General features: G+C 48.0%; 10 protein-coding genes. 1 reads left to right on the forward strand and 9 read right to left on the reverse strand.

Translation table 11 applies throughout. The annotated features are described in order from the left end of the window. Positions 1 to 2 precede the first annotated feature (2 nt). The 9 genes from ygfM to FS373_RS07255 form a co-directional block, all read right to left on the reverse strand. Positions 3 to 797, reverse strand: coding sequence for a molybdopterin-dependent oxidoreductase FAD-binding subunit (ygfM, locus tag FS373_RS07215; RefSeq protein WP_152829171.1), 795 nt, complete (start codon positions 795 to 797; stop codon positions 3 to 5). Between the two features lie 371 nt (positions 798 to 1,168). After that, positions 1,169 to 1,627: an aspartate carbamoyltransferase regulatory subunit gene (gene pyrI, locus FS373_RS07220; RefSeq protein ID WP_144045663.1), complete on the reverse strand. Its 459-nt coding sequence runs from the start codon at positions 1,625 to 1,627 to the stop codon at positions 1,169 to 1,171. Continuing rightward, a complete protein-coding gene (pyrB, locus tag FS373_RS07225; RefSeq protein WP_144045662.1) occupies positions 1,627 to 2,559 on the reverse strand; it encodes an aspartate carbamoyltransferase in 933 nt (310 codons plus the stop codon). Before pyrB ends, pyrI begins: the two co-directional genes overlap by 1 nt. 94 nt (positions 2,560 to 2,653) lie before the next feature. Beyond that, positions 2,654 to 3,505, reverse strand: coding sequence for an FAD binding domain-containing protein (locus FS373_RS07230; protein ID WP_144045661.1), 852 nt, complete (start codon positions 3,503 to 3,505; stop codon positions 2,654 to 2,656). Next, entirely contained in the window at positions 3,499 to 3,981 is a 483-nt protein-coding gene (locus tag FS373_RS07235) for a (2Fe-2S)-binding protein (protein ID WP_144045660.1), read from the reverse strand. Before FS373_RS07235 ends, FS373_RS07230 begins: the two co-directional genes overlap by 7 nt. Next, positions 3,978 to 6,167, reverse strand: a complete 2,190-nt coding sequence (locus tag FS373_RS07240) for a xanthine dehydrogenase family protein molybdopterin-binding subunit (RefSeq protein ID WP_152829173.1) — start codon at positions 6,165 to 6,167, stop codon at positions 3,978 to 3,980. The genes FS373_RS07235 and FS373_RS07240 overlap by 4 nt, the downstream gene beginning before the upstream one ends. Positions 6,168 to 6,350: 183 nt before the next feature. Continuing rightward, positions 6,351 to 7,679, reverse strand: coding sequence for a putative aminohydrolase SsnA (gene ssnA / locus FS373_RS07245; protein ID WP_152829175.1), 1,329 nt, complete (start codon positions 7,677 to 7,679; stop codon positions 6,351 to 6,353). Positions 7,680 to 7,690: 11 nt separating this feature from the next. Then, positions 7,691 to 10,801, reverse strand: a complete 3,111-nt coding sequence (gene ygfK / locus FS373_RS07250; RefSeq protein ID WP_152829177.1) for a putative selenate reductase subunit YgfK — start codon at positions 10,799 to 10,801, stop codon at positions 7,691 to 7,693. 431 nt (positions 10,802 to 11,232) lie between these two features. Further along, entirely contained in the window at positions 11,233 to 11,826 is a 594-nt protein-coding gene (locus tag FS373_RS07255) for an NTP transferase domain-containing protein (RefSeq protein WP_144045657.1), read from the reverse strand. A gap of 24 nt (positions 11,827 to 11,850) precedes the next feature. Between FS373_RS07255 and yqeC the strand changes: the two genes are divergently transcribed. Beyond that, positions 11,851 to 12,783: a selenium cofactor biosynthesis protein YqeC gene (gene yqeC / locus FS373_RS07260; protein WP_152829179.1), complete on the forward strand. Its 933-nt coding sequence runs from the start codon at positions 11,851 to 11,853 to the stop codon at positions 12,781 to 12,783. Positions 12,784 to 12,801 lie beyond the last annotated feature (18 nt).

Below are 12,801 nucleotides of genomic sequence, written 5' to 3' on the forward strand. Positions count from 1 at the left end.
CACTAAGCCTCCTTTACTAGACGTTGGCATTCGGCAAGTAAATCAGTCACTAAGATGCCTGAAATATATTGTTTATAATCGACGCTGCCGCGAATATCAGCCTCTGGAAATACTGAGTTTGCCACCGCTTTTTCAAGTTGTTCATCAGTTAACTTTTGTGCTTCGACGTCTCTTAATCGAACAGGAATGCTGTAACCAGCTCTGCGTGGTGAGACACCATCGATGGCGATCACGCTGTCACCAGCCTGGTCTAAAGATACGGCCACATTGATAATAGAGAGGCCCGCCGCTGAGCGAGTCATGTTGTAGGCCAGACAAACCAAGTTGACATCCGGGATCACGACTTGAAGGATCAAGCCACGGCTGGCACTTTCCAGATAATCTTCGATCCCCATCTCTCCAACGTCGGCCGTCACGATGCGCGCCTTAAGGGCTATCAAGACAGGCAACAATAAGGCTTCTTCTTGAAAGGCGGCGATCTCTCCGCCAATAGTGGCTTGATTACGTAGATGTTTTGAATAAATGAATTTTGCAGCCTGCTTTAGACCATAAGGAGTTAACTCATTTTCCAGCACAGACTGAACCCGACACATGGCATCGATATACAGGGAGTTGCCGCGCAATTCAATGGTTTCCAGGGCTAAGTTATTCAGAGAAATCGCGACAGTTTTTTTAGTCAGACTCGGTCTGGCATTGAGTTTTGAGCCACCAGCAAACCAAGTAGCATTGGCTGCGTGCTCCTTCATTAAATTCAGAGCTTGGTCCGCGCTGCTCGGCTTTAAAAAGCGTTCAATCATAGTACTTTCCTTCTCAAATAAGCCTATTTTTCAACCAGTGTTAAATGATTTAAAAATAAGTGATGCAATTGAGCTAACTAGTGGCAACATTTACGCCAGAATCAGGATTGACTTGGTTATTGTTTTTTTTTGTGATTCGGGTCAAGTTTATGCCGCCGTCGATGAGACTCTTGACGCTATACGGCAGCATAGCGACCTAGATTCAACTCTCAGCAGGAGAAATTAGCCTGATAAAGCACGAAATAAAGGGGGGAGATGGGACGGAAGCGGACGATTAATATCAAGGGCTATCAAAATAATAATAAGGGCTATCACTTTGATAGTGATAGCCCAAGCTGGATAAGTTTGGCCACAGTAAAACTCTGGTGCGACTAATGAAACTCGCGGAACACTCCGGAAATAAATGATTTCTCACAGTAATGACACTTCAGCTTAACCCCGATGCGCTCTTGCTTAATATTGAAGCGACTGTCGACGGGTTCATTATGGCTGATACAGTTGCTATTAGGACAGGTCAACACCCCAGAGATACGCTCGGGGATAGCCACTTTAAACTTGTCTACCACGTCAAAATTTTCGATCACATTGATGGTCGCCTCAGGTGCAAACAGGGCTAACTGGTTGGCCTGATTTTGATCGAATACCGTATGCTCAATCTTGATCAGATCTTTAAAGTCGCCGCTACTGGTCGGCAAGTTGAAACCTATGGTGAGACGCTGTTGCCCCTTGGAGAGTTCAAAAAACTTCAGGATTTTAATCCCTTGCCCGGGTGCGATATGGTCGATAACGGTTCCATTTTCAATGGCTTCGACTTTTAAATGCTTCTTCATTACTCATCTCCATATTCGTTGGTCAGCACTAAGGCGAGCAGCGCTTGGCGAGCATAGACGCCATTTTCAGCCTGCTGAAAGTAATAAGCATAAGGGGTGTAGTCTACATCTGTGGTGATCTCATCCACCCTGGGCAATGGGTGTAATACCTTAAGATTGTCTTTCACTCCCTCCAACATCTTAGCGCTCAAGATAAAACTGGATTTCAAATGCTGATATTCAGTTTCATCGAAGCGTTCCTTCTGCACCCGAGTCATATACAAGATATCTAAGTTATCGACCACGCCGTCTAAGGTGTCATGCAGGGTAAATTTACACCCTTTGGCATTAAGCTCATCGATAATGTAATCGGGCATCGACAGTGCAGAGGGGGCAATGAAGTGGAACTCACAATCAAACAGAGATAATGCCTGGGTCAGAGAATGCACAGTACGACCATATTTCAGATCACCCACGAAGGCCACCTGCAGCTTATCTAAGGTGCCTTGGGTCTCATAGATACTGAACAGGTCGAGTAAGGTTTGAGTCGGATGCTGATTCGAACCATCGCCGCCATTGATCACCGGAACCGAAGAGAACTCACTGGCAAGACGGGCAGCGCCTTCTTGATTGTGGCGCATAAAAAACGCGTCGCAGTAGGAGGAGATCACCTTTACCGAATCGGCCAAAGTTTCACCTTTTTTGCCTAAGGAAGTATTACCACTATCGGGGAACCCGATAATGCTGCCCCCTAGTCGATGAACCGCGGTCTCGAAAGACAGGCGAGTTCGCGTCGAGGCTTCAAAGAAACAGCTGGCGATGACACTGTTTTTCAATAGTTCAGGATTAGGTTTTTTTTTCAGTTTATTGGCGGTAGAAACAATAAGTTCTAATTCAGAACGTGAGAGATCGGAGATAGAGATTATATGTTTATTATATAAGGGGTTACTCATTCTTGCAGTGTCCTTTTCCGACGATGAAATCGGAGGAGAATTGTACCCCTTTTAGGTCAATGAGTATAGTGATATACACTCATTGACCTATGATTTACCCTATATTTTCCAGCCATCGTCGCAAGAGGTTGAGTGCCGCACATCGGCGATACTCGGCGGTTGAACGGTGATCATCGATAGGGGCTATCTTCTGGCTATAAAAATCGACGATCTTGTCGATGGTTTCCGCTTGTTGTAATACGTCCGCACTCTGCCCAATCAAGCCCTGCTCAAACTCGACATTTCGGACCACTGTTGGCCCTATGGCGCCGAATGTCAGTCGCCAATCCTGGATAATGCCCGATTCTATTCGCACCCCGGCTAATATCGACAACTTAGTGAGCGCATTGGCTTTGCGGGTCCCGACCTTATGATATAAATAGTCATCAAACATTGGCAGAGTCAGGCTTACCTTAGTCACTATCTCATCGGCTAACCTCTGCGTCTGACCGGGACCCGAGATAAACTCCTCTATAGCTAACTCCCTTTTACCGCCGGGACTGCCGAGCTCGATACGCGCATCGAGCAGATACAGGGCGGGCAACATGTCAGCCGCGGGCGATGCATTGCAGATATTACCCACTAAGGTAGCCCGGTTACGCAGGGCCGGCGCTGCGATTCGCCTAGCCGCATCTTTAATCATGAAGGGAACAGACTCGTGAGCAATCAACTCGTATAATGTCACCCCAGCCCCTATCACTAGCCTAGGCTCACTGGTTTTATTATCGAGCTCAATCCCCTTGATCTCGGCAATATCATCGAGAAACACCACAGCATTATCGCTGTCACCATAGTGAGCCATTCCCTGCACCATAAGATCTGTGCCACCAGCAAATAGCGTAGCGCAGTATATTGCATTCAACTCAAGCGCTTGCTCTAACTTAGTCGGACGATAGATATTTACCATAGACCTTCTCCCTTTCTGGCCGCAATTTTACCCGCTTCGACTATCATGGCGTAACCGGTACAGCGACACAGATTGCCGGCTAACGCTTCCCTTATCTGCTTATCCGTTGGCGTAATACTCGCACAGACACGATTATCCAGCAGGTGATAGAGGGCTAATACCATGGCTGGCGAACAGAAGCCGCACTGTACGCCCTTTGCCTCTAGCAGAGCATCGATAACGCACAGCCCCTTCGGCGTATCCCTTAAGCCTTCTAAGGTCACCAAGGCCGTTCCTTTCGCTTGGATGGTGGGGATTAAACAGGTATTGACCAGCTGGTTATCCATGATGATCGAACATGAACCACACTCACCTTCACCGCAGCCCTGCTTCGCCGAGGTCATCCCTAGTCGTTCTCTTAAGGTATGCAGTAGAGGCTGCAGTGGATCGACATCCACCTTGACTGCCTGGCCATTAAGCTTGAAACAAATCTTCATCGCGCTACTCCTTGAGTCTTGCCCCTTGTAACCGTTATATTGCTGAGGCATAGCTTCTTCGCCCCATAGAGGAGATCACACACCACCTCTGGCGTAATAGGGATCGATGAAATAGGCAGGCCGATAGCACTCTCAACCGCGGCACAATAAGCCGCAGCGCCGCCATTATGGGTCAACTCGCCTCCCCCTTTAGCGCCCTTAGGCCCATATTTGTAAGGATTATCGACTAATGCGCTGCTGATCGCGGGCACATCCATCGACGTAGGTATCACATAATCGGCCATGGTGGTTTGTTGGAATTTACCCTCACTGTCTAAGGTCATCCGCTCTAAACTGCCATAGCCCAGCGCCTGTACCAGACCACCGTCTATCTGGCCCTTAAATACCATTTCATCTATCGCATGGCCCACATCGTAGATGGCCCACAGGCCGGTGATCTCAGTTTCCCCCGTGGCTGGGTCCAACTCGATCTCAACGATATTCATGCCATAGCTGGTCACCTGATAGGCATTTCCCTCAAACTTTTCTTGATCCCATTTATGGTAACTGGGCTTTTTATAATCTTCTTCGACGCATTGCTCGGTACCATTTATCCAGATACTGGCCAATTTCTTTGCGGCGACCTCGATAAGGTAGCCCACGATGACGATTGAACGCGATGCGACTGTGGGTCCGGAATCAGGCACCACACCGGTATCGGCTCTCGCGAGTCTGACTGAGGTTAATGGCACTTTCAGCGCATCGGCGACAATTTGACAAAAGGTCAGGCTGAGTCCCTGGCCTAAATCTGTGTTAGAGACCTGGATCTCAACCTCATTATCGGCCCCCTTCACCAGACGCACTTTGGCCTTGACTAAGGTATCTTCGAGATCCCCGGCGAAACCACAGCCATGCTGAAACATCGCCAAGCCGATCCCTGTTAACAGGTCACCGTTCTTTGACTGCTGGCGGTAGGCTTTGGCCTTCTCATGGTAATCACTGGCCTCACAGATCTGCTCATACATCTGCTCGAGCACTAAGTCACCGAAGATGCTAGCCCCGGTTAGCGTCGTCGAGTCTGTGTTTAACAGATGATCATGTTTAAAGTCCGCCGGCTCCAAGCCAAGTTGCTTGGCAACATGACTAAGGTGGGTCTCTATGCCGAAGCACGTTTGAGGGGAACCAAAGCCTCTAAAGGCACCGTTAGGTGAGGTGTTTGTCGCCCAGGCCGTGGCATCGACTCGCACATTGTCAATCTCGTAGACATTGATACAACTGGTGATCGCCCTCTGTAGCACTATGCCTGATAGACTCAGGTAAGCCCCCGAGTTTATATCCACCTTCACTTCCATGGCGACTATCTTGCCCTGTTTATCGACTCCGGTGCGGTAATGAAAATCGATAGGGTGGCGCTTCGAGGTGAAGGCAATATCTTCACTACGGGGCAGGACGAGTCTTATGGGCTGACCCACACGCTCAACCGCGACACATAAGGCACCGGCAAGCACATCGGGATAGTCCTCTTTGCCACCGAAACCACCGCCTGTGGTGGCCTGAATCGCTCGTACCTTATTGTGACCCAGCACCACTGAGATACAATGATGAACATACCAGGGGCACTGCATCGAGCCTTCGATAACAATCTTGCCATCCAGTGGATAGCCGACCATGCCTTGTGGCTCCAGATACATATGCTCCTGATAGCTGGTAGACAGCATCTCTTCAAAAATATGCTCAGCCTGAGCAAAACCCCTGTTTACATCACCTTTATTGATCCTGTGGCTATCAAATTTATTGTCCTGGCCATGGATGGCACCATCAGTGAGTTTTTGCGAATCCGGGAGGGTGAAGGCAGGGGTGAGCGGCTGATACTCTACGTGTATTTTGTCTAAGATCTGCTCGAGAACCTTAATCTCGGGTCCCACCACAAGTAAGATAATTTGACCTAGATAACGCACTTCATCATCGGCGAAAACGGGCCAATCCGCCTCCACCATCTGCAGCACGTTGCGCCCAGGCACGTCTTTAGCGCCAAAGACAAAATAGCCTTCGGGTAAGTCCGGTAACCTAATACTTTCGATCTTACCTCTTGGGCATGAAGAGCGAAACAAGCGCCCTTCCAAAAGATTATCGAAATGACGGTCGGCAATAAACTTCGCATCTCCTGTAGCTTCTTGCCATTTGAATTGCGTTTTATCCCTTTTCATAACGTTTCTCTTCTTAGCTGTATTTGTGGTATTGCACCAGATACGTATTGCTAATGTGTGCATCCATGGGGCGATACCAAATGAAACACAATAATGAAAAAGGGAAAAAGTACCGGCTCTTAATATCGAGAGGCTCTATGCCTCTGTGAGCAATACTTCTTCCCTATTTCAAACGCTTAATGGTTAACTGAGCTTATCCATATTGGTCCAGATGCGTTGAGCTACTTTTCTTGCCTCAGCGTAGATTGGCGCAACATCGAATGGGAACTGGCGATCTTGGTAGACGAAGCGTCCCTCAACCATCACAGAGTTAACGTTACCGGCATTGATACCGAAGGCGATATGACCGGGTAAGTTATCTGCCAATAAAGGTGTAGGACTCATGTAATCTAAGATAGTGAGATCAGCCTTATTACCCGCTTCGAGTCGGCCGAACTTAGCACCGAAATTCTTGGCTAAGATATCGTTACCCAGCCATAGGTTACGCAGGAAGCTGTCGGGCCACAGTGGCCCGCCGCTGTCCCTGTGCTTGAAGAATGAGAACTTAAGCTCTTCAAACATATCGGCGCCGATACCGTCAGTGCCTAGCACGACATTATCGAACTTAGCCAGCTGATGGTTGTAACCCACATTGTTGTTCATGTTCGAGCGTGCATTGTGCGCCAGGAAGCCGCCACGAGCGTTCAAAATCTCAATATCTCTATCCGATAAGAACAGGCCGTGAGCCAGTAAGGTCTTATCATTGATCAAACCGAAGCTATCCAAACGCTCAACTATGTCTTGGCCATAATGATGATGACTGTGGGCCACATCATAGCGGTCTTCGGCGACATGAACATGGATACCACGACCTGTGACCTTGACGGCTTCGGCCATCATAGACAAACCTTCATTGGTCACTGTAAACGGTGCATGGGCACCGATATGGGCCTCAACCAGATAAGGTTCATCGCCCTTCTTCTTAGCCGCATCGATCAGTTGAGCGAAGGCGATATTTTCCTCGACGCCGGCTTGCATCTCTTTCATGCCAGCGTTTCTATCTGTGGTTTCATAACAGGTCATGCCACGTAGACCCGCCTTAATGAAACCGCTACGTAAGGTCTTAAGTGAGCCCGCGATATAGTTAGGCGATGCGTGGTGATCGATCACACTCGAGCAACCATTCTTAATCGCTTCAAGGGAACAGATTAGGCCACTGTAGTAGACTGCTTCCTCATCGAGGGCCAGATCCAGACGCCACCAAAGGTTCTTCAGGATGGAGATAAAGTCGGGGCTAGGCTTAATATCAGCCATCACCCCTCTCGCCAGGCCAGAATAGAAGTGATTATGGGAGCACACTATCCCAGGCATAACGAGTTTACCTTTCATATCCGTCACTTCTGCTTGCGGATATTTACTGCGCAGGTTTGATCCCACCTCTTTAATCGTAGTGCCATCAATAAGGATATCGACACCCTCTTTAACGAAACATGGCTCAAATTGAACAGCTGTTGCATTTTGTAATAAAATCATAAGACTATTCCTTATTCACCTAGTTGACCAAGTAAGTAATCATGCTCGGTAACCACGAATTTGATGATGCGTGAAATATCACTTAAGCTGTCAGGTAGCGTAAAATACTTGCCATTATTTAGCTCACAGGTGTAGATCTCTTCATTGGCGCGAACCGTAAGACGTTCGTCTCCGACGAGGAAGCCGCTATTGTGACTGGCGTTCATGTCTGCTAACGAGTTGAAGATGGTCAACTTGTCATGGTAAGGACGGCCGTTCCACGGACAGAACTGAGCACAGTTACCACACTCGTTACAGTAGGCATCGATATGCAGTACCTGGAATTTATCTTTAAAGCCCGGGACTGCCAGTGAGATATTGGCGCGATTAGGACAGACATCCACACACTTAGAGCAGACATATGAACACTCCAGACAGCGCTTGGCTTCTTGCTCAATGAAGGCGTCCTGATCGTCGGAGTTAACCAGCTTAACTTGGATCTCGGCTTTACGCTGGTAGAGCTCTTCCACATCAAGATCTGAGATAACGCTATACTGACACTCAGTAACAGACTCTTTAGCAAGAATTGATGAAGCCGCTTTGCGACCACCTGAGATAGCCGATACGATAGATGAAGGACCCGTGTTCGCATCACCTATAAGGTAAACATTCTCGAGGCCTGTCTCGCCGGTATCGGCAGAGACGATTGGCCAGCCATCTTGACCCATAGGGATACCGATTTTGCTAAGCACATCGCAGTTACTCTGCTCACCGACGGCGGTGATTAAGGCATCGACATTGAGCTCAATAGTCCTATCGGTCGCCACTGGGCGGCGGCGTCCCTTAGCATCTTTCTCACCTAGCTCCATCACGCGAGCGACAAGCTTGCCATCTTGGCTTAATGACTCTGGGTTGGTGAGAAACATGAACTGCACGCCAGCGGCTAACGCTTCATCATACTCATCTTTATAGGCCGGCATCTCAGCGACAGTACGACGGTAAAGTACCGTGACTTGCTCAACGCCATCCACTTTCAGTGCCGCGCGAGCACTGTCCATTGCCGTGTTACCCGCGCCAACCACGGCCACATGCTTACCTAGCTTGTTATCACGGCTATCGAAGAAGCCATTATTGTACTGGGCCAAGAATTCAAGTGACTTGAATACGTGAGTGTTGCCACCTTCGAGTGACATTGGGTTGCCTTTGTCGGCGCCTATGCCTACACAGATATACTTGAAGCCACTAGCGCGCAGTGCATCGACGGTTAAATCTGTCTTACAGCCATACTCTATGTTCACGCCATGGTTAGTGACAAACTCGATATCGTGCTCAATCGCTGCGGCTGGAATTCGAAAGTGAGGAATGATGTTCTTGACCACACCACCGGCATTGGCTTCTTTTTCAAAAATAGTCACAGGGTGACCCGCGCGCGCTAAGAAGTAAGCCGCTGACAGACCCGCTGGACCCGCGCCCAATACGGCGGCAGGCGCCTTATCCGTAAGACTCGGCTGATGCCACTTCGCCTTATATTCATCCCAACCTTTCTCCAGGGCGATCTTCTTCATCTCACGAATATTTAACGCGCCTTCATAGTCACGACGAGTACAGTTGTACTGACATTGATGGTCACAGATCTGACCCGTGATAGCAGGCAGCGCATTACGTGAGTAGATAACCTCGAGGGCCTCGGCATACTTTTTCTCGCCCATTAAGCGTAAATATTCTGGAATATCTTGGCTGATAGGACAGGCGGTAACACAAGGTGCAACCGAGCAGTCAGTTAAAGGCAGTGCCTTATTGACTGTGATATCTTCGGGGCCACGCCACTCTTTTTGGGTGTAGTCGACCGTCAGTGACTTCTTCGCCAGCTCAGCTAACTTAGGGATATTGACCTTAGTCATGCCCCACTCGCTGCTATTGGCGAGCTCGTTCACGCAATCGGTTAGGCGCATGTATCCACCAGGCTTAAGTAAGTCTGTCGCCATAGTGATGGGGCGGATACCCGCTTCGAAGATCTCTTTAATGTTGAACTTGCTCGCACCGCCAGAATAGGAGATCGGCAATTCACCATCGAACTCATTAGAGAGTTCGAGCGCCACATTGATAGAGAGGGGGAACAAGGCGCGACCCGACATATACATCTCTTTATCGGGTAGACGGCCTTTCTTGTTGATCGTGCCTAAGGTGTTAGTCAACTTAACGCCAAAGCCAATATTGAGCGTTTTACCGAGGTCGACCAAACGATGCAGCATGGCTTTAGCCCCATCGATCTGTAGATCATGACTAAACGACTCTTCGCTCAGTACCACATGGGTAAAACCTGCATTATCTAAGATTGAGCGTACACGCTTAAAACCTAATAAGGTTGGATTGAGTTTAACGAAGGTGTTTAGCTTCTTCTCTTCAAGCATGTACTGACAGATGGCTTCAATCTCAGCTGGCGGGCAACCATGCATGGTTGAAAGGGTGACGCCCTTAGAGATCTGTGGAGAAATAGCGTTAAGCAGGCCGTCGATTCGATTCGCCGCAACTTTAACCCCATATTTCTGCTCGAAATCACCAGCTGCAACGAAACACTTGAGCTGCTCAATATGCTGCACAAACAAGGGGTGCTTGCTGGAGTCGATCATATTATCGATAAAGGCCTGCATAGGCGCAGTCTTAATGCCGTCCAGATCGTAGCCAACACTCATATTAAATACAAATGACTTCTCTTCACCGTCAACAAGAGGCTGGAACACCTCTTCTAACAGATAAAGTGCAACCCAAGCTTTAACATACTCATCATACGCCTTAGGCAAGGTAAATTCGCTTGACCACTCGGTATTGAAGCACTCATCTTCCGCATCAATACACGGCTTAGCAATCTCTAAGGTATCGAGTTTTTGAACCGTTTTGAGCTCCATAAAACGACCGCCGGCTAACCATGAACAGATAATGTTCTGCGCTAGCTGGGTATGAGGACCCGCTGCTGGACCTACGGGTGTTTGGCAATTCTCACCCCAAACCGCGAGCTTATTAGCATCATTTTTACGATAAAACTGCTTGGCTGGGATCCCGAATATCGATTGACTCTGTTTGAACTCACTGAACATACGATGAAGTAGTTCGTCAAACGGGACGGGACGCATGATGTCTCCCATGGTAAATCTCCTGATTTCTGTGCTGTTGTTATCTACAAAGCCGCTACATTTCATCAAGCAATGATAAGGACTCTTAAGTTAGGAATGACCTTTGTTAAGCAGACAGGAGCAACTACCACGCCAAGGTGACATTTTTTACAAACAAGCAAAAAAAATCGTGATCTTGGTCAAGATTGAGCAGCAAATATTGTATTTTCATCTGAGATGGCAAGCTAACGAGGTGATAAAACAAGCAGAAACAGAGCTTTGTAGCTCAGCGAGATAGGAGATGATCTCCACCGAGTGATCTTCTCTATCAATTTGATAAGTTATTTAAGATCAGGGTCACATCAGAGCATTTATTTTAACGTCATAGGACATTTATCAAGGCCTGATAAGTCATCGAGAAAATCATCTAGGGTAAGGATCACATCAGAGCATTTATTTAAACGTTATAGGGCATTTATCAAGGCTTGATAAGCCTCTGGGGTATCGACATCCTGATGGATCACAGGCGTAGTCAGCCCCATATAAGTCACGGTTTTCCTGTTGAGGATGGACTTCATTTTACTGCCAGCCGGCGCCGCTATGATTGCCAAAGCTAAGGAGGAAGGCAGCAACACAGGATGACCACTATGTTCAGTATCTCCCGGAAACAGGCTAGATTCGCCTCTTAGTTGCCACATAGCGCGAAACACATCTGCGCCTATATTGGGCATATCACCGTGAGCGATAAAGAAGTACTCACTGTTAACCTGAGCCACTCCAACCTGAATAGAGGTAAACATGCCTTGGGTAAACTGCTCATTGATCACCACCAAGACATTAGGGCGATCACGATATCGCTCAAGCAGTTCCTGACCCCTATGGCCTGCAACTAAGATGACTCGAGAGCAAAAACTCAACGCATTTTCAATACTTTGATCAAGAATTGTATGATGGCGATATGCTAGCATCATCTTCCAGTCACCCATACGCGATGACAAACCCGCGGCAGGCATCACGCAATCGATGTTCTGGTAAACAGGCTCTGGAATCAATGGCATGCTGGTATTCTCCTGGATAAGTTTATGATGTTATTCGACGCTATTTATAATCAAGATCATGCATCGACCCAACTGCTGGCCCTCGTCGGCGGCGGCGGTAAAAGCACCACAGCCTTTGTGCTTGCCCGCCAGGCTAAAGCCCGAGGATTAACGGTCTTAATCACCACAACCACTAAGATGTACCTGCCCAAATCGGACCAGTTCGATACTATCATAGACGCTGAGAATTTAAGCTATCAAATTGATAGCCATGATAGCTCAGCTAGCCAAGCAGCCCCTCGAGCGTTTATTTTTACAACAGTCTCTCCCGGCTGCGGCGATACGACCGAGTCAGCGCCTTCACAGACAAGGCACTATACTCCTTCATCATGGCCGACAGCAAACATCTGCTTCTGCTATCAAGACATTATTGAACACCCTGAAAACAAAGAAAAAAACAAAGTTACCGGCATATCGTTCGCCATGTTGGATAAGCTAAAATCCGCGGCATTATTCGATCTAATCATCATAGAAGCCGACGGCGCAAAACACTTACCGATTAAAGCCCCTTCTGGGCATGAGCCTTGCATTCCTTCCTCTGTTGATACTGTGATTGCGGTCACCGGTTGCGAAGTGATTAACCAGAAAATCGATCCTAGACAGATCCATCGTTGGACTGATTTTCAACATATCACCCAATGCAAGACTGGCGAGATTCTGGATCAACAGGTTTTGGGTAGGCTAATAGCCCACGAAGACGGCATGTTTAAACACGCTCCCAACAGAGCAAAGCGAGTCTGGATCATTAATAAGGTCGAACTTTCACCTAACTATATAGCAGTGAAAGCACTCGCAATGGCTCTACTCAGGCAGGAGATGCAGCTCGACGTCATCTGCTTAGCGAACATGCAAGCATCTATACCCATAAAAGAGGTGATGACTAAAAGGTCAATCACTATGAGTGACGAGGACGGATGAATTAGCCGCCTCCTTTCG

The sequence above is a fragment of the Shewanella sp. YLB-07 genome, from assembly GCF_009377275.1.